Origin of the sequence: Thermanaerothrix solaris (assembly GCF_032334255.1) — a bacterium.
GTDB lineage: Bacteria > Chloroflexota > Anaerolineae > Anaerolineales > Anaerolineaceae > Thermanaerothrix > Thermanaerothrix solaris.
On record NZ_JAUHMF010000002.1, the window covers coordinates 410,185 to 427,146 of the forward strand.

At 54.8% G+C, this 16,962-nt stretch carries 17 protein-coding genes and 1 riboswitch; of the genes, 5 read left to right on the plus strand and 12 right to left on the minus strand.

Annotation, left to right across the window (positions count from 1 at the left end; genetic code table 11):
* Positions 1-126 precede the first annotated feature (126 nt).
* The 4 genes from QYE77_RS10010 to QYE77_RS10025 all read left to right on the plus strand — a co-directional run bounded on the left by QYE77_RS10010 (position 127) and on the right by QYE77_RS10025 (position 3,831).
* Positions 127-333, plus strand: a complete 207-nt coding sequence (locus QYE77_RS10010) for a hypothetical protein (RefSeq protein WP_315625266.1) — start codon at positions 127-129, stop codon at positions 331-333.
* Between the two features lie 83 nt (positions 334-416).
* Positions 417-2,681, plus strand: a complete 2,265-nt coding sequence (locus QYE77_RS10015) for a sensor histidine kinase (protein ID WP_315625267.1) — start codon at positions 417-419, stop codon at positions 2,679-2,681.
* Positions 2,671-3,366 carry a response regulator transcription factor gene (locus tag QYE77_RS10020; protein ID WP_315625268.1) on the plus strand — a complete coding sequence of 232 codons (696 nt, stop codon included), beginning with the start codon at positions 2,671-2,673 and terminating at the stop codon, positions 3,364-3,366. The genes QYE77_RS10015 and QYE77_RS10020 overlap by 11 nt, the downstream gene beginning before the upstream one ends.
* Positions 3,367-3,372: 6 nt before the next feature.
* Positions 3,373-3,831, plus strand: a complete 459-nt coding sequence (locus QYE77_RS10025; RefSeq protein WP_315625269.1) for a HEAT repeat domain-containing protein — start codon at positions 3,373-3,375, stop codon at positions 3,829-3,831.
* Here the strand turns inward: QYE77_RS10025 and QYE77_RS10030 are convergent.
* From QYE77_RS10030 to QYE77_RS10040, 3 genes are read right to left on the minus strand one after another with little or no spacing between them, the layout of a single operon-like run.
* Positions 3,763-4,518, minus strand: coding sequence for a DUF6062 family protein (locus QYE77_RS10030; RefSeq protein WP_315625270.1), 756 nt, complete (start codon positions 4,516-4,518; stop codon positions 3,763-3,765). The two genes, QYE77_RS10025 and QYE77_RS10030, sit on opposite strands and share 69 nt — an antisense overlap.
* Positions 4,519-4,525: 7 nt before the next feature.
* Positions 4,526-4,972: a hypothetical protein gene (locus QYE77_RS10035; protein ID WP_315625271.1), complete on the minus strand. Its 447-nt coding sequence runs from the start codon at positions 4,970-4,972 to the stop codon at positions 4,526-4,528.
* Complete coding sequence (locus QYE77_RS10040; RefSeq protein WP_315625272.1) at positions 4,965-5,453, minus strand: hypothetical protein; 489 nt, start codon at positions 5,451-5,453, stop codon at positions 4,965-4,967. Before QYE77_RS10040 ends, QYE77_RS10035 begins: the two co-directional genes overlap by 8 nt.
* A gap of 37 nt (positions 5,454-5,490) precedes the next feature.
* A riboswitch (Fluoride riboswitch) is annotated at positions 5,491-5,559 on the minus strand.
* 120 nt (positions 5,560-5,679) lie between these two features.
* Here QYE77_RS10040 and QYE77_RS10045 point away from each other — a divergent pair.
* Positions 5,680-5,943 carry a nuclease-related domain-containing protein gene (locus QYE77_RS10045; RefSeq protein WP_315625273.1) on the plus strand — a complete coding sequence of 88 codons (264 nt, stop codon included), beginning with the start codon at positions 5,680-5,682 and terminating at the stop codon, positions 5,941-5,943.
* A 76-nt stretch (positions 5,944-6,019) separates the two neighbouring features.
* On the opposite strand, the gene csx15 is transcribed toward QYE77_RS10045, so the two are convergent.
* From csx15 to cas10, 9 genes are read right to left on the minus strand one after another with little or no spacing between them, the layout of a single operon-like run.
* On the minus strand, positions 6,020-6,415 hold the full coding sequence (csx15, locus tag QYE77_RS10050; protein ID WP_315625274.1) for a CRISPR-associated protein Csx15: 396 nt from the start codon (positions 6,413-6,415) through the stop codon (positions 6,020-6,022).
* 23 nt (positions 6,416-6,438) lie between these two features.
* On the minus strand, positions 6,439-7,347 hold the full coding sequence (locus tag QYE77_RS10055; RefSeq protein ID WP_315625275.1) for a Card1-like endonuclease domain-containing protein: 909 nt from the start codon (positions 7,345-7,347) through the stop codon (positions 6,439-6,441).
* The gene (gene csx2 / locus QYE77_RS10060) at positions 7,302-8,624 is read right to left on the minus strand and encodes a TIGR02221 family CRISPR-associated protein (RefSeq protein WP_315625276.1); all 1,323 of its coding nucleotides are present in this window, start codon (positions 8,622-8,624) and stop codon (positions 7,302-7,304) included. The genes QYE77_RS10055 and csx2 overlap by 46 nt, the downstream gene beginning before the upstream one ends.
* 15 nt (positions 8,625-8,639) lie before the next feature.
* Complete coding sequence (csm5, locus tag QYE77_RS10065) at positions 8,640-9,761, minus strand: type III-A CRISPR-associated RAMP protein Csm5 (protein WP_315625277.1); 1,122 nt, start codon at positions 9,759-9,761, stop codon at positions 8,640-8,642.
* A gap of 9 nt (positions 9,762-9,770) precedes the next feature.
* A complete protein-coding gene (gene csm4, locus QYE77_RS10070) occupies positions 9,771-10,919 on the minus strand; it encodes a type III-A CRISPR-associated RAMP protein Csm4 (RefSeq protein WP_315625278.1) in 1,149 nt (382 codons plus the stop codon).
* 18 nt (positions 10,920-10,937) lie between these two features.
* Positions 10,938-11,747 (minus strand): type III-A CRISPR-associated RAMP protein Csm3, encoded by an 810-nt coding sequence (gene csm3, locus QYE77_RS10075; protein WP_315625279.1) that lies wholly within the window; start codon positions 11,745-11,747, stop codon positions 10,938-10,940.
* 17 nt (positions 11,748-11,764) lie between these two features.
* Complete coding sequence (csm2, locus tag QYE77_RS10080; RefSeq protein WP_315625280.1) at positions 11,765-12,175, minus strand: type III-A CRISPR-associated protein Csm2; 411 nt, start codon at positions 12,173-12,175, stop codon at positions 11,765-11,767.
* Between the two features lie 16 nt (positions 12,176-12,191).
* Positions 12,192-14,261 (minus strand): NACHT domain-containing protein, encoded by a 2,070-nt coding sequence (locus tag QYE77_RS10085; RefSeq protein ID WP_315625281.1) that lies wholly within the window; start codon positions 14,259-14,261, stop codon positions 12,192-12,194.
* Between the two features lie 18 nt (positions 14,262-14,279).
* Entirely contained in the window at positions 14,280-16,904 is a 2,625-nt protein-coding gene (cas10, locus tag QYE77_RS10090) for a type III-A CRISPR-associated protein Cas10/Csm1 (protein WP_315625282.1), read from the minus strand.
* Between the last annotated feature and the right edge of the window lie 58 nt (positions 16,905-16,962).

Consider the following 16,962-nt stretch of genomic DNA (forward strand, 5'->3'; position numbering starts at 1 on the left):
CAAACCCATCCAGCGTTTCCTCCAACAACCGCCCCAGCACCGTGCGCGGGTCTGCCTGTTGGCTTTATGCCATCGCCCTCGTGATCGGGGAAAACCTGCGAGATCACTTGGATGGCGAGACGCTCCATGAACCGAACAATACCCTACCCGCAATTCACCTACCGGGTGTCCGTTCTGTTCATGACCGACAGGAAAGGGCGGCGCTATTCGGGTTTGCTCACCTTGATCAGACAGGAAGGGTGGCTTCCAGACCGCGAGTGGCAGGGGATGATCAAGGATGCTTTAGCCTCATTTACTGCTATTGTGCTCTCGACTGTCCTGGCTCATGTCTGAATTACCGCATCTGGCCGCGGGCTACGTCCGATAAATAAGAAACTATTTGCATCTCATTCCGCCTTGTTCTACAATTAGGACAAATGCAATCTTTTGAGGTTCGGGCGTTGAGGCTTGCCTCTCCCCAACCCTGGCTCGGACTCCGCGATTGGCTCGGCGGTGTTGGCCTTGGGTTAGGCCTGCATTTCGCTTGGGTGTTGTGGGGGCGAGATAGTACCTGGGAGCGGCTTTGGCTGGGGTATTTGACCCTCGCGATTCCCCTCGGGATGGTACTCTGGCTGACCTGGCAAGCCGCCGGCAAAGGATGCGGCGCCTGGCGCTGGTTGGCGTTGGGCTTCACCGTGCGCGCGGGTGGGGATGGGTTACGATGGCTCATGACCATCCTACCCGCCGAGTCGGCCTCTTTTCCTGCCATACTCGGCCTGATTTACGGACTGGCAGCGCTGTTAACCGCATGGGGCTTGGGGCAATACGGACACCCTCTTCGCACTCCCGCCTCACGCATGCGGCTGATGATGGATACCATCCTTACGTCAACGGCTTCGCTTACCCTGCTCGGGTTGCTGGTGTTCCGCCCGGTTTTGAATGGCACTATGGCTCGAGAGGGGTTGCTCATATGGTTAGGGCTGCAGACGGCCTGGTTACCGGTTTTAGTAACACTCAACCGCTTTCTGCTGGCGGATATCAAATCTTTTCCCGCCGCGTTAGGGTTATGGGGATTGGGTTGGCTGATCCTTGCCCTTGGTGATCAGGCCTATTGGGGGCTTTGGTTGCGCGACGCTTATGTCGTCGGTACCCCTCTTGACACCGGAAGCATCCTGGGGATGATGGTGTTAGGCACAGGGGCATTATTGGCTGTTCCTGCGGCTGCCACGTCACCGGGCTCAACCCGCTGGCAGCGCGGCTGGCGTTATGCGGGTCTTCGCCTTCAAAACCTGTTTCCTCTGCTTCTCACCCTAATTCTGGGATGGACGGTGCTGATTCGGTATCAATTGCAAGGGCGGGTGGATTTACTCGGTTTATGGGTAACGCTATGGCTTACCTTGGGATTGATCGCTCGCCAGGGCTTGATCATCGGTGAGACGGAATTTCGCCAGTATGCCGGCTTGGTTTATAGCATTGCTGAACCAGCGTTTATCTGTGACCGCCGTGGGGTATTGCGTCTGGTTAACCCTGCTTTCTGCCGCGCGGTTGGGGTGGACCAAGACCAACCTGTGTTGGGAACGCCCTTGCTTGAATGGTTTGCCCCTTCCGATCGTCTGGCGGATTGGGTCCACCTGACCCTTGAAGGCGAAAGTGAGGGTGACATTGCCTGGTCCGGGGAGACCGAATTGCTCACTCGGGATGGACGGCGTATCCCGGTTTTTCTTTCCTTGCGCCGCATTGTTCCGGTTGAACGTGAGCGCCTGGCACTGGCCGGCACGGCGCATGATCTGAGCCAGCAAAAAGCGCAACAAGCAGCCCTTCAGGCGGCGTTAGAACAAATTGAGGCCGATCGAGCTCAGTTAGAGCGCCTCAACGCCGATCTGGAACGACTGGTGGCAGAAAAGACAGCCGACCTCAGCGCTGCTTATGCGCGCTTGGAAGCCCAAAACCGCGCCTTGCGCGAGTTGGATCGCCTCAAATCAGATTTTGTCTCATTGGTTTCCCACGAATTGCGGGCGCCCTTGACCAATATCAAAGGGGGGCTGGAATTAGTGCTCAGCAAAGCGGCGCGCCTTCCGGCTACTACTCGGGAACATTTGGTTTTGGTACAAGCCGAAATCGAGCGCTTAAGTCGTTTTGTTGAAACTATTTTGGATCTCTCTGCGCTTGAGGCCGGACGCCTTCCACTTTACCCGGCTCCGCTTGAGGTAGCGGGCGTTATGCAACGTCTGCAACGACAATGGGCCCATCATCCCCAAATGGCACGCCTGGTTTGGGATATTCCTTCTACACTCCCCCCAGTGCTCGCCGATGAACAAGCGTTGAGCAGCATCCTTTTCCACTTGATTGATAATGCCTTGAAGTACGCGCCTCAGGGGGAGGTGCGCGTTACTGCTCAGGTCCAGGCTAATCATCTGTTATTGCAAGTTCTGGACGAGGGTCCCGGTTTACCCGAAGAGGCGCTTCCACTGCTCTTTCAACCTTTTTATCGCGTTGCCGCCAGCGATGCCCAGGAAACTTACGGGCATGGTCTGGGGCTTTACATCGTGCGCCGCCTGGCCGAGGCCATGGGAGGTCAGGTGTGGGCGGAAAATCGCCCTCAAGGTGGTGCTTGTTTCAGTTGCAGGCTACCCTTGACCGATATAGAATCTCTCGGGGCCGAACCCGGGGTGCTTGCGGCGGAGGGTGACCATGAAGCCTAAATTGCTGGTCGTGGATGACGATTCCACGCTATTGCGCTTCCTACGCGATTACCTGCAAGATGAGGGATATGTTGTCCTCACCGCAACTGGGGGTGCGGAGGCGTTGCGTCTGGCTTATCGTGAGCATCCTCATTTGGTGCTCTTGGATGTGATGATGCCCGGCATGGATGGATGGCAGGTGACAACGCGCCTGCGCGAAATGTCAGACGTGCCTATCATCTTACTCACGGCCAAAAATACCGAAGCCGATAAACTGCGCGGTTTTCGTCTGGGCGTGGATGACTACATTACCAAGCCGTTTAGTTTTGCCGAACTCAAGGCGCGCATCCAAGCCGTGCTTAACCGTGCCCGACGCGCTCAGGACGATAAGACCCATTCTCTGCACCTGGGTGATTTGGAGATTGATTTTGATCGTCGCGAGGTGCGGCGTCAGCGGCAGGTTATTCCCCTCACTCCCACCGAATTTCGCCTCTTAGAGGTTTTGGCGCAGGCCCAAGGGCGTGTCGTCGCCGAAGAAGATTTGTTACGGATCGTTTGGGGTAGCCACCGGACCGAAGATACGGCATTGATCCGACGTTATATCTGGTTGTTGCGCAAGAAGATCGAACCCAACCCGGAAAACCCCCGTTACATCCTTACTGTGCGTGGTTATGGTTATCGTCTGAACGAGGGAGAAACACCCTGAGTGGTTATGCTGACCTATTACTGTCCCCACTGCTGGCATACACTGGAGGGCAAGGCCACGCTTTGCCCGCATTGCGGTTACGACTTGTCTGAGTTTGAGAATTTGTCCTATCCTCAGAAACTGATCCATGCCCTGCACCACCCCATTCCCGAGCGGCGGGTCATTGCCGCCCAGGTGCTGGGGGAGTTGGGCGCAGCGGAGGCTTTACCGGCCTTTGAGGCTCTGCTGGATGAATTACAAGATGAGCAGTATGACTACTACCTGCTGCGGGCGGTGTTAGAAGCGGTTGCACGTATTCCTGATCCGCGCCGGGTGGCTCTGCTCCGCCGGGCCACCCACCATCCCGCCGACCTGATTGCCCGCTTAGCGCATGACTTGCTGGCACAGGTGGAAGGCTTAGAAGGGTTCGATGCGCCGCACCAGCCGCTCGGGGGTGTAGCCGGTGAAGAAGACCAAAACGCGTAACCAGGCCACGCGTTCCTCTTCGGTCAGGGCTTCCTCGCGGTAAGCCCAGTTCTGCTTGCGGATGTATTCCCGCATGTGGGCTGAGAGGCTTTCTAACCGCTGCACGGTTTCCGCGCGTAAAAAGCGGGCCGCTGCGGGGTAACGTTCGGCATGCTGCGCCAATGCCTGGCGCAGGTGCGGCAGGCACAGCCCATCCGCCTGGCGGTAGAGCGCCTGCGCATGCTCGCCATGCACGGTTAGATCTTCCATGAGGGTAACCAGGGCATTGGCTTGCACCTCTTCCACCGCGCGGCACAATGGGCAGGCCGGGCGCACTGGTTGAGGGGTGGAAGGCCTGGAACGTCGCCAGAAGCGCGCCAGCCAGTCCCCTATACCTTTCCGGGGTGATTGCAGGGTGCCCCCTTTTTGCAGATCGCGCAGGGCCTGGCGCGCCAGTGATTCGTAGATCAAGTTAACGCCGAGCAGTACACCGCTGCTCTCCATCTCGGTGGCGACCAACAGGCGGGTGTGTTCAGGGCAGAAGCCGTAAGCCTCCTGCAGTGGTCGGCGCGATTCGGGGTCGTTGACGTTTTCCCATAGGAAGCCGTCCACAGAACGGCGCGCAGCCTCGTCTCCCAGACGGCAGATGGGACAACCGGGTTTTTGTAGCGCTTCTTCCAGGTGAACCAGGGTCAGGGCGAACGCCATTGCAGCCTCACTTTCTGCTGTTTTCCATCTGTGTGCGCAGTGCGTCAACGTCTCGGCGCAAGGCTTCGTTCTCGGCCTTCAGTTTCTCTACGTACTCGCTCAGGATGGCGTTCTGGGTGCGGATGGCGCCGCTGGTGAGATGCCAATGCTTGTTTTCGGTTTCTACTTCAAAGAGGCGAAAACGCGCGTTAGCGAGTTTGCCCTCCACCAGGGTCAGGCGTTCCAGCAACTGACGCACTGCCTCTGGTTCGCTGAGTTGCCCTGCCTCAACCTGGCGTAGTAGATCTTGCCCCTGGGCAAAGCCTAGACCGGCACCGAGCAGAAGACGATATCCTTCGGCGGGCTGCCAGCCTTCAGCGCGCAACGTGGCTTCAATCTCAGCCGCCGTCTCGGCATCTATCTCGATCGTCAGTTGCACCTTGCCATCCGCGGTTAACATCATTCCCTCAAGCATGGGCGCCTCCCTCTGAGTCTCTTGTCGCACGTCCATCATCGCCGGAGATGGTTGGCGCCGGGCTGTCTGCGCCAAAGAGGCGGCTCAGTTGCAGGGCCAGAGTCGCCAGGTGCTCAAAGGCCGCACCAAAGGTTTCAACCAGGTGTGGATCAACCTCGCCATAGCCCTTAAGCCGTTGGGGATGGGTATCTACTAATTCCGTCCAACACTGGCTGAAGCGCGCGGCTAACAAGCGATTGACGCTCTCCTCGTGGGGGGATAACCCCAGACGTGCGCTCAGGGTGGCGATTTCAGCACGAGCGGTGCGGAGCATCTGGCGCACCTCGGCCTCGCGCTCGGGCGTCAGGTACAGGTGATACCGATAAAGCGCACCCGTTTCGGTGCGGTGTGCCAGCCAGTGCTCGGCCTGAGCCAGGGTTTCTTCAAACGATTGCAGGCTAGCGTGAATGAAATTGCGCTGGGCAAAATGGATCCGATTCATATGTACACCTCTTATAACACAAAAGCCCCTGTCCGGATAACCGACAGAGGCTATCAGCCCAATGGGCGGTTGAGGATGCGCGGCGAGCCTCATCGCCGCGAGGAAAGCCCCCAAGTAGATGGGGAAAGACTTTTCCTTGCTCTGATTATACCTGGTTTTAAGGTTGTGTGTGGGTTGCGCTATAATTAAATACATCCCGATCTTTTTACCATCCAAGGGGGCCGGCATGGCAGAGGTTATCGGTTATCTGCGCAACGAGGCGACTTATGGTGAGCAGGAAACGCTCAGGTATTTGCGTAGTCACCTACCCAAGGAATTTGTGATTTATGTGGAGCCACCCCTGCGCAAGAAGCGCGATATTCGCCATCCTGACTTTGTGGTGCTCACCAATTATGGCTACGTGGTGTTGGAAGTCAAGGATTGGGTGAACATCGTCAGTGCCAACCCTCATGAGGCAGTGATCCGTGGGCGCGATCACGGTTGTATTTGAGTTGCAGTGGGCGTTTGCCGCGCTTTTATGAGCGCCTGATTCAGGCCGGTTGGCTGGATGTCTTCTAATCCCACCCCTAGCCCTGGGGTGAGGAGTAGCGCCGGGCGCGCGCGGCCTCGCGCACGGCATTGAGGTTGAGGATTTCGGCCACTTCGTAGCGCGGCGGGACGGTGTTGAGCGGGCGGAGGCGGATAATGGGCGGGAAGTACCCCATCCGCCCGTGCAGTTCGGCGAGCAGCAGAGCCGTGATGAAATTGAGAGAAGGCGGATTGACCAGGATCGAGGCGGTTTGCCAGGTTTCCGCATCCAGCGGGATCTGGGCCATGAGGGCTTCCAGTTGCGGCAAGAACGGTGCGGCGTTATCGAAATGCACGGCCAGGTTGAGAACCTGCTCGATAGTCTCGCCGGTCAGGGCTTCGATTTGACTGCGGTGCTCGGCGGTGAGGGGATGGGCGAAATTCAGGATGATCATACGTCAATGATACCTCCATGACGTTAAGATTGACCCAGTAAACGGGAAAATTCATTCACCACCTGGTTCAGGTCTGCAGCGGGCACAAGGGCGATATCATCCAGGCGGGCACGGCGGCGGATGCCCGGACGTGGTTCGGTGTCGCGGTAGATAAGGGCTTTGCGAGCGTAGATGCCGGCCACTTCGCGTCGTGAGAGCGCGCTAAGTTCGTAGAGGTGGGTGGAGAGGGTTTTGCCGGTTTTGCACGAACCGACCGCCAGCAATCCGTTGTAGGTGACCATGATGTCCAGTTCGTTGTCAATAAAGTGCCCACTGCTCCCGCGCTTGCGGATATAGACGTTGCGTTGGACATCGTCAAAGCGCCCGCTTTGCACCAGGGCTTGGTGAACGTCCTCCTCCAGGGTGTGGCCGGGGGTAGGGGGCGGCGTTTTGATGTTGTGCCAGGCGCCGATGGGTTTGCCCAGGCTCACCTCCAGCCCATGCGCGCGCAGATAGGTCTCCACGCTCACCCGCACGCGGATCGGCTCGCGTTTTACCTCCTCGCCTGCAGCCGTGTAGTGGATGATCTGACCAATCTCGGTGCTGACGTAGAGCCAGGGTACGCCGAGGACGTGTGCAGCCTGCTGGGCGGCCAGGCTCATGATCTTGGTGCCACCGGTGGGGTTGAGATACAGCGGGGACGTTGCTTGCTCGAGGGCCCGGACGAGCGCTGTGCGTGCCTGGGCGAGGTCGTAGGCTTCGACCACCAGCGGTGGGGAGACCTGTACCTGGCGCAGTGCGGGATCGTGGGCAATAGCGGCTTTGAGCACCTCCACCTGGGGCAGGGTGCGCGAGGTGACCACGAACGTGACCCGGGTGTAGGCTCGCGGCGCCTGCCACAACGGGATCAGGTTAGGGATGGGTTGTTCGCCGAGGAGGGTGAAGAGGTGCATGGCTGTTCTTGGGGCGGTATAGTCAGGAATTGCATGTCCACCAGCAACTTGTGAAGTTGGTCAAGGTTTTCTTCTGCTTTTTGCTTAATTTTTCTAAGTTTCATTGCGTCTGCTTGGTGCTCGGCATGGTTTAATTGGTTGCGTACCTGACCGAGCTCGGAATATAAGCAAGCAATGTCTTCCCAGTTTTCCCATTGATCATGGATTTGGCGGCCATAAGGATTTAGATCTTCCGGAGTACATACTTGGCCGTTGGATGATTCGTCTTGATTTTGGTCACTGGCACGGTTTGTTTTTTTCTGGTTAATCATCAGTTGTTCTAAACCAGACAACGCTCGCTCCATTTTCATGCGTTCTCTTCGTTTTAAATCAATGGAATTCTTTAGTTTGTAGTAAATAAAATCTAAAAGGAATTCACGCGCCAGTGTAAGCGCCTGGATGAGTTGTCCGTGTTCGCGATACCATTGAATAAGTTTCCATTCGCGTTCCAGAAATTGCTGGGGATTCTTTAGGGGTTCCCTCAAGGCAAAGGCGCTAAAGGTGTCCAAAATGCGTTTGCTCAGTACCTTAAAGGGCTGTGATGTGGTGGAAAAAGAGTCGGCGGCTTTATTTAGATCCGGTTCCAATTCATTCGCTTTTTTCATTAAAGTTAGCGGTTGACACAACAGCGCGGCCTGGGAAACATTTTTCAGGGTTTCAGCGGCTTTCTTTTGTTGTTTGACTTCTTCAAGCAGTGCGGCCAGACGGTAAGCATCACCGGTTTGGATGAACTGATCGGTGGCGTTAATCCATTCCAACATGGTGGTAAATTTAGAGAGGTCAAATACCGGCGCCGGTCGGGATTGATTCCCTTCCCTTTTACGCAATTCGAATGCCCCATAGAGAATTGAGCGGATCTTGACCTGTTTGGCAGAGCGAAGATAAGCCGCGAACAGGAAGACCAGGAATGGAATGGAGCGCAATCCGTGTGTGATATCAAAGGTTACTTCCTCACCTTCCGGCACGTGTTGGATGACGGTATCAAAAATTTCCCATACTTCTGTTTCGCTTTCGCCGGTAGGGATGAGTACTTCCTGGATTCTGGGGTCATTGTGTTTCTGAAGAACAGGCCAGGACTCTTTCTTAGCCTCCTCAGTGACGAAGACCAGCATGCGATCGAATTCAAGGAACTCGCGCATGGCCTCAGCAAATACCTCGCCTGTGTAGGTTTTTCCCTGATACTCATACTCTGTTTTATTTGGGCGTACACCGAGAAACGTGATCACTGTGTGTCCCATGTTCACCTCCCCAGACTATTTCACTTTCTCCATCTCCACCAGCAGCCAACCCAAGGGTAAAGCGGGTTGTTCACCGGTCACTTTGCCCGAAGAATCATGCTGGTAAACCATGATCACGCGGCGGCTCTTAGGGAAGGGATCTCCCGGTTTGCGCCGTCCCCGGGCCAGTTTGTACTGCTGAATCAATCGTTCCATGAACTGACCATCATTGCTCAGGCGGGTGCCAAAGGTCTTATCTTCCCAGCCGGTGCCCCATCCCAATTGGAGCAGGAAAGCATTTTCCGGCACCTGGCTCATTTCTAATCGCGCATAGAACTGGTGTAAACGCGTTCCATTGGGGATCGAAGCAAACCAGGCTTTTTCACGTCGTATGCGCTCCTGGCTGTGGGTTTGCACCACCTGTGCCAGGTTGCGCAGCCATTCCTCACCGCTGAGATTAAGTTTGTGGCGGCGAGCCCACTCGGAAAACAGCGCTAAGTCTAGTTTGAGTATGGCCTCAAAGGTGGTGTCGGCGCGAACGGCTTCCACTTCAATCGGGGAGCCCAAGCTGCCGCCGCGGTTGAGGACGCGCACATTAGCCAGGAAGAGACGATCATTCACTGGCAGGGGCTGGGAGTCGGAGATGATCAGGGCGCGTAGCGCATCGTGGTTGGAGTCCGGGCCGAAAAGGTCGTGCTCATAACCCTGCGCGGCAAAACGGCGATCCCGCCCCAGGCGTGCTAAATCAGGGCGCAGTTTACGTTCTCCCCAGGCGTACCAGGCCAAGGCAGTACGCAAGGCGCCTTTGAGAGAGCTACCGGGCAGATATAGGCGATCAAAGGGGTCTTTGAGTTGTTCCCGCACCACAGCCCCCTCAGCACGTGAACGGGGTAGACCGCGTATGACATAGCGAAAGTAAGGGTTCTGGGGGTCGAAATCAGTGTCTTTGAGCAGTTGCGCCGGCGGAGTTTGGGCGAGTTTGTCCGCCAGGAGGGGGTCTTCAACGTTTTGTGCTTCCAACAGCGCCGCCTCATTGAGCCGCCAGGTAGCCCCTTTGTAGAGCGCGTAGTCGTATTCGTGCATCAACTCACGCCCGTTGCCGATGTGCAGCGGGGTGAGCAATGAAATCTTGAGGCGGTAAAGCGCATAATCGGCCATGTTCACCTCCTAGGCCTGCTGGATTCCCGGCCAGGTAATAGCCAGGGCAAGGCCGTAACGATAGACCGGGTGGGGAAAGGTCTGGCTATGGTACTCCGGACGCACATCACATAGATTGCCCAGGACAGGCTGTTCAGCCCATGTCACCAGGCTGCCCTCACCGATCAGCCACACCCGTTTGCGCCGTTGGGCTGCTTGCCCCATGCTGTGAAGCCAACCGCCCACGGCTACCAGGGAGATGGCCGAATCACCTTTCTGTAAACTGGCAGCGATCTCTTCTTGGGTGCGCGGGTGATAGCGGCTGAGCAGTAGCCCGCATTGCCCGGGTTCAGGGGATGCCAGGGTGATGTCTTCTGTTTGGGTTACCGTGAATGCCCCATAGCCACTGGTGCGCTCACCTCCTAAACCTTGCTGTTCCAGGGTGTGCAAGACATGTTCGAACGCTGCCTTGAAACTAAGGTTGGGGCGGAGTTCTTCATTGGGACGCAACCACTCCACGCCAAACCACAATCCACACCCGGGCGCAAAGACCACCCGCGCCGAATGATAAATGGTTGACCCCTGGTTAATGCGGTTCACCGTTACGCGGGGAACTTCCTGCTCTTGCCAAATGGGCAGGAAGCGTAAGGCGCGCGGTGGGCGCTTGGTGCCGTTCTTCAGGTTGCGCAGACTCTCGGGCAGTCCTTCAATCTCGTCTCTCAACAACCACAAGGTTCCCCCTTGCAGAGCCACGCCCCGGTCAGGTTCTTCATCTTCTCCCGGAGGGAAGAGATAGGCGTCCAGGCTTTCACCGGCCTGGGCTTTACGCACCAACCCCTCGGAAAGGTAACGAATGCGTTTGAGACGTTTGCCGTAACGGGCGTCTCGCAGCGTTTGAGTCGAGAACAGGCTACTCAAGTCCACCGGCATGGGGTAAAACCGTACCTGGCCGGCAAAAGGAAAGCCCGAGGTGAGCCGAAATGGCGGATTGGGCGGCTCTTGGGTAAAAGGCTGTAACCACGCCTCGACATCTTCACCCAGATGGCGCCAGGTCTGCACCAGGGCGGCGAAGAGGGTATCGGCAGGCAGATGGCCCAGGGTCTCTTCCAGGCTTTCAGCGCCCTGACCAACGTGGAGCCCACTCTTGAACGCGAGATGATAAGCCGTCAGATGCGGCATTATGCCCTCCTCTGGGCGTTATTTGCCCACGTGCTGGCGAATCTGGTCCTGTAATTCCTTTAATTTTTCAACCAGACACCCAAGATTCTCAAATTTATCTAGTAGTTTCTTCTCCTCGGCATAGGTTTCACCAACGCGCAGGGCTACAGTGATGTTCTCTAATTTAACCTTGCCTGAGCCGCGCGAACCCAACCCACCCAGGTAGTCATCTTCGAGCAACTGCAACCCTTCCACCAAGGTGCGCAGGTGCTCAATATCTTTCTGCACATCACAGCCATCGCCATCGTAGAGGCTGTAAACCAGTTCTGCCGGTCCGAACTCGGTGCCGGCCGGGACGCGTTCCATCTGGCGCGGGTTGGCGGCCGAGGTGACGCGATCAATGGAAACCTCGGTTTTAACCTCAGTGTATGGTAGGTCGGTGCGCCCGCTGACCTCTAGGTCTTGGGCACTTTTATCGGTCATCATCACATCTCGCACCACCAAGCGGGTGGGGGTGGCAAAGTCACGTTCGCCGGGCACGCCGAAAACCTGGCATACCTCGCAGTTGGGATATTCTTCTGGGTTGTCACAAGAGTGGATATAGCCTTGCCCGATGCGCTGGTTCTGGCGCAGCCCCTTATACTTCTCCAGCAGGCTGCGCATCTTGCCCTTGAGCGACGAGCCGGGGATGTAGGGGCGATTGGTCAACGGATCACGAATGACGGTTTTATCCACCCCACCGATTTCAATCCCGCTTTCCGTTCCGCCGATATGCAAGCCGGTCACGGCCTTGATGTTGAAGGTGATAAATACACGCCCTTTGAGTTGAATACGCTGATTGTTGGCCATGATACCCTCCTCCAAATTTAGTTGCCACCATAAGATTTATGGTAGGCCAAGATAGCCTCAAAGAATTGAACAAAATGATTGAAGCGTTTTTCTTTTTCTTTTTCGTCCTTGGCTTCGATGACCAGATCCAGCGCCGGTTGGAGCACATCTACCAGTTCCCCCACGGCTTTACCGCGCTCTTTACGGGCGCGGTAGGCCATCTTGGGTTTGAGTAATACCAGACGACGGTGGGCATTTTTACCCTGCTCGCCGCCCAGGCTCCACTGGGCTTGAATCTGGCGCACTTCACCAAAGAGTGCACGGATTTGACTGGTCGTGAGACCATTCTCTTTCAGCTGTTTCCCCAACCGGTCTGCGACCTGGACTAAGGTCTCGGCGCCTTCAGGGTCGGTAATGATAGTTTTGAGATCATTTAGATTGACAGGCATGGGTAACCTCCTTTTCTTAGCAACTAAAAATGGGTTCTAACTCTTGAGCGGTCAATTCGGCGAGAAACTCATGTACTGACGATCTGAATTCTGGTTGACACATGCAGATTAGACGTCCAATATCCGAACAAGTGCCATTCTCAACATGGGGTTTGATAAAACTAGCCGCAAAATAGATTTTTGCTAGCCGGTTATAGAACTCTATCCACCCCGATTTTGTTTGTAAAAGCACTCCTCCCATATTTAGGACCCACTCTAGTCCTCTTTTTGTAAAACACTTCTTTGCCTCTTCTTGAGAAAGCGTTTCAATATTTCCATCCATTTTCAGAGCCAATTTACCCACCTTTGTGAAGTATTCCTTGAATTCACGTTCTTTTCCCACCCGACGATTTATCTCTCGATTCCACAACCTTTGATAAACCTTATCTATCAGTACCGCTCTTCGTGGCAAAGTATATGCAAGATAATCTCTTTCTATATCGTCGTCTTTTTCTGGCCCGATGGAAGAAGGCTCTTCGTTTCTTGGGATGTAGTCTTCACTTTCCAAGATCATGTCTTCGTGTGTTACATCTAGATGAGCCTGAATAGAAGACAGCGATCCGTTTTGTTCTTTGTCTCCAATCTTACTGGATAAAATTTCTTCCGATTCTGCCCTAATTGGTTCTGAAGCCTCTGTTGTAGCAGGTTCGTTTACCTCAAGTGGAGGCACACGGACGCTCAACAATTCTTCAACCGCGGCTTCCAAGTAGATTGGCAAGGCACATAATTCTGCGAGGTCTTTATCTGAAAATAGGTACTGCATTAGTTCATCAACGTCCTCAGGTTGAAGGTCTATTGAACTTGTGGATAGGCATTTACCGATATAGTTCTCGATTTGTTCCCGTCTCAGCCCTTCAATTCGAATGAGCTTGGAAGGAATAGTACCATCTGGCAAACCAGTAAAACCGGGGCGTGTGGTGAGAATCACCTTAACTTTGGGGAATCGTTCTAAAAACTCTCGCAGAGCATTGATGAATTGCCCGATACTTTTAGTCTCATAGATTTCATCCAGCCCATCCAGGCAGAAGAGCCATTTTAGGTTTTTATATTCGAATAATTGCTCCGGCTTTGACGGACGTGTTTCCCAAAATCGGCCCTTCGAGTTTATGTTGTTTAGCAATTGTTCAGTGAGTTTTTCTAGATTCGTTATAGGATCACGCTGACCAAGCCTGAAATAAACAGGAATCCAGTCGGGTGGGGGCACAAACTCCTCGCGACGAATAATTTCATCAATGGCTACCAGGTTGTTTTCAGCCTGCTTACTTATCCAGCGCTTGAGGAACAATGTTTTACCACTACCTGCAACGCCCTCTATAATTAGCCATCGCATATTTGGGTCGTTCAGAAATTTGCTTACTTCTTCTTCAAGAAAAGATCCGGTATCTGCCTGTAACTCGATATATCGCTGTTCAATATTAGGACTAACATTCAATTCATTAATGCATCCTTTCATATAATCGCGCCAATGGTGGGGGAGCAGATAAGGCACTTGGGCGTGGGAATAGCAGTATGGCTCCTGCTCGGGAGAAATTTCTCGTAATGTCACTTCGTGTTTGCTTTCTCCCATTCGAATCCAGCACTGTCCAGGTTGAAGTGAGCCCTCATCATAGCCAAAAGCTTTCTTCACCCTGAAAGGCCCATTTGTAATGGGTCCAATTAGAAAGTAACCTAGCGCCTTTTTCTCTTCTGTTCTGCAAAACTTAAACTCCCAATGGGGATGAGATGGAGTAATATACTCACGTATCAAATTGCTAACCTGGTTGCGTATCTTTTCTGCGATTTGATGATCATCCAATCCGTTCCATCCAAGACGCTCAATCATTTGATCAATCCCAACAATTTCCCCCTTATCATTGATGCCCAAAAGAAGATAGGCGGGTTTTCCGAAACATCGTGCAGTATTAGCCAACGCTATAAAGTCACGCAAGAATTCAGCTTTTCCTTTGCGATTCCAAAGTTCAATCCAAGCCTTGCGATCGCGCAAAGGGGTCTCCTCATAATTCTCGGACTGGGTAAACAATTCCAAGCAAAAGCCTTCGCTGTTCATACACGCCTACCCACAATACTAATGCTCTGATTGATCACCCTTTCTCATCTTCAACTCCGCCCAGCGTGCTGCCAGGCTCACCCACTCAATGCGCTGGTGAAATGCCTCTTTCATCTCCTGACACAGTGTCTCTAAGTTACTCTTAATCTCTAGTTGTTCCTCGTACATCCTTTGCAACCGCGCCAGTTGGTATTCAAAAAGCCAGTTCCAAGGTCCCCACAGGGGCTGGGGACGATGATTCTCACCCAGGTCGCGCCCGGTGCGGCGGCGCACGTCCATGGCCTCCTGGTAGCGTTCATCCAGGCGCAGCAAGGTGCGGATCAATGAGCGGCTGGCTTTTTGGCGTGCCAGCAGGTCCTCCAAGAAAGCCAGTGTGTCGTAGGCAGTCTCAAATGAGACCGTGGCACTTTTTTTCATCCCGAAGCGCTGCCAGGGCAGTACCCGCCCCAGGAAGCAAATGGCATCTTTGGTGTGGGGAGTATCGCTATTGTCGTCCCACCATTTATGCCGCTTGGCGGCTTCCTCAGCACGCCCGGCGTCCTGTGCCGCTTGCGCCAAGGGGTATTTCCCACCGATAAGCACGATCCCGGCACTGGTATGGATGCCGGGGTGTTTGGCTGCATAAGGGGTTAAATCACGCCGGATTTCGCGTCCCAGTTCCACCACCTCATCCCACGCACCAACAAAGAATAAATCGTCACCGCCAGAATAAATGGCATACAGGCGGTCACCCTGGGTCTGGTTGCGCTTGCGTGCCAGCACACCCACCCAGCCTTCAAAATACAGGCTGATGGCGAAACTCAGCGCGGCGACGCGGGAGAGGGTGGCTTTTTCCCCGAGCCCTTGAGCGAAAAGTTGCCCCAGGTTATCCACATCCATGCGCAACACACCCAGGCGCTCAATCCCAATAGCCTGCATGCTCATAAGTTCAAACGGTTTAACCGCTCCTTCTTTTAGGGATTGCCCGGTTCGTATTTGGTACTCTTTTCCGTACTTGGATACATCTTCCGCCGTCACCAGCGGTGTCACGTTGACCAGAAGGCGCCGCCCTACGGCGATCTGAGCTGCGGGCTTAAGGGTGTTCAGGCTTTTTTCGTCCAAGGCCAGGATCAGCCGCCGCCCTTTGGGCTCATGGAGCTCTTCTAGGGTTGCTTCGATGTGAACATGCGCCCCCAGGTTTTTGAGTACTGCTTTCCAAGGGCTGGATGTATTCGAGGACCTGACCCCATCGGGTGGGGTGGGGAGTTGAGGCTCAAAATCCCACACCAGATAGCGCGCTTTGCGCAGCGGATCGCCGATCTCTTCTTCAAAGGATTCACAAGCCTTGCATTTGCGCACCGCGGGATTATTTTTATCCGGATGGACGTCCTCGTATTCGCGTCCACACACGCTGCATTGCTTTTCCTCGTTTCCGCCGCGCCCTTGGGGTTCAAACAAGCACGCTAAATCCGAGGCCGGCAACTCAACAAAGCGCTGTTTCTTGACTACTTGGAGCAACTCGCCCAGTTCCTGCCATTTGGAACTGATACGTCCAGCGAAGAAATCCCGCGCGGCCAGAGGTAGACCGGCCACCGCCAAATAGAGGTCGCCCTGGTGGTGGTTATAGAGGATGCGGCTGATGTCCAGGCGGATGCGGTTCAAATCCGCGGTATCGTTGGCACGCGCTAACAGGTAAAAATTGCCTCCACCGGCATAAATTAAGTTGGTGATGGGCAGGTCAAGGCGGCGCAGGATGTAATGCGCAGCGGCTTCGGTGAGCAGTTGCAGATAAAACGAACGCCCGCGCAAAGCACTGGTAGCGCCGCGGTCGGTGATGGTGTATATGAAGTCCTGCACACCCGAGAGATCGCCACCAACCAACAGTGCCACCGGAGTATCACTTTCCTGAGGGGCTTGGGCGAGCGCACGCAGTTCCTCATCTGATAATGCCAGGTCATCCAGAACAGCAGCCAGCGCAGCGGTCATGCGGCTGTGGTCGTAAAGGCTGATGTCGGGCAGGCTGTGATAATAGGCTGAAGGCACGCTCCAGGTATAACGCTGCATGAGGTAGAGCAGGCTTTCCAGATACGTTTCCAGGTCACCCCCATTAGCGTGGGCTTGGCGCAGGTTTTGGGCCTGTTCGTTAAGTTCCTTCCACAGGTTCTGATAACTGCGGTCAACGTCGGTTTTAGCCCATTCTTGCCCAGGAAACCATTGTTCGTCCGTTGTTTGCTCATTCAAGTCCAGTGCGCGGAGCGGCCAGTAAAGTTTATCGAGATTATTTTGATTATCAGCGTTTACCACGCAAAAGATAGAGAGCAACTGCTTGGGCTGAGTCGCCATCTCATCATCTGGATCGGTTTTTTCGCGCTCACCTGAAGAAAGCCGATCCGCTAAGCGCACCAGGTGATCTTCACGTTTGTTGGGGCGATGGTGTTGGGCGGCCCAGTTCTTTACGGCTTCGCTATCCTGGAAAGGGGGTAGCCAGTCTCCCACTATGTCATAAGTCAATAGGGCATGGAAACGACCGTAATCTCGCTTGGCTTCATCGTCCCACGTTCTCGAGGCACCGGACTCTCCCGCACGTAGTTTCATCTTCCCCACATCGTGGAGCAGGCCGGCCAGGGCCAGTTTCAGGGCGCGTTCACGGCGTTCGTCACTCATGCAGCCTCCTTTCCTCGTCCCAAAATGCTGAAAGGCCCGCCGGTAAGTCCTGCACCCC

Coding starts and splice junctions, on each gene's coding strand:
- QYE77_RS10010 (WP_315625266.1), top strand. CDS start 127: ATGAACCGAACAATACCCTACCCGCAATTCACCTACCGGGTGTCCGTT.
- QYE77_RS10015 (WP_315625267.1), top strand. CDS start 417: ATGCAATCTTTTGAGGTTCGGGCGTTGAGGCTTGCCTCTCCCCAACCC.
- QYE77_RS10020 (WP_315625268.1), top strand. CDS start 2,671: ATGAAGCCTAAATTGCTGGTCGTGGATGACGATTCCACGCTATTGCGC.
- QYE77_RS10025 (WP_315625269.1), top strand. CDS start 3,373: ATGCTGACCTATTACTGTCCCCACTGCTGGCATACACTGGAGGGCAAG.
- QYE77_RS10030 (WP_315625270.1), bottom strand. CDS start 4,518: ATGGCGTTCGCCCTGACCCTGGTTCACCTGGAAGAAGCGCTACAAAAA.
- QYE77_RS10035 (WP_315625271.1), bottom strand. CDS start 4,972: ATGCTTGAGGGAATGATGTTAACCGCGGATGGCAAGGTGCAACTGACG.
- QYE77_RS10040 (WP_315625272.1), bottom strand. CDS start 5,453: ATGAATCGGATCCATTTTGCCCAGCGCAATTTCATTCACGCTAGCCTG.
- QYE77_RS10045 (WP_315625273.1), top strand. CDS start 5,680: ATGGCAGAGGTTATCGGTTATCTGCGCAACGAGGCGACTTATGGTGAG.
- csx15 (WP_315625274.1), bottom strand. CDS start 6,415: ATGATCATCCTGAATTTCGCCCATCCCCTCACCGCCGAGCACCGCAGT.
- QYE77_RS10055 (WP_315625275.1), bottom strand. CDS start 7,347: ATGCACCTCTTCACCCTCCTCGGCGAACAACCCATCCCTAACCTGATC.
- csx2 (WP_315625276.1), bottom strand. CDS start 8,624: ATGGGACACACAGTGATCACGTTTCTCGGTGTACGCCCAAATAAAACA.
- csm5 (WP_315625277.1), bottom strand. CDS start 9,761: ATGGCCGATTATGCGCTTTACCGCCTCAAGATTTCATTGCTCACCCCG.
- csm4 (WP_315625278.1), bottom strand. CDS start 10,919: ATGCCGCATCTGACGGCTTATCATCTCGCGTTCAAGAGTGGGCTCCAC.
- csm3 (WP_315625279.1), bottom strand. CDS start 11,747: ATGGCCAACAATCAGCGTATTCAACTCAAAGGGCGTGTATTTATCACC.
- csm2 (WP_315625280.1), bottom strand. CDS start 12,175: ATGCCTGTCAATCTAAATGATCTCAAAACTATCATTACCGACCCTGAA.
- QYE77_RS10085 (WP_315625281.1), bottom strand. CDS start 14,261: ATGAACAGCGAAGGCTTTTGCTTGGAATTGTTTACCCAGTCCGAGAAT.
- cas10 (WP_315625282.1), bottom strand. CDS start 16,904: ATGAGTGACGAACGCCGTGAACGCGCCCTGAAACTGGCCCTGGCCGGC.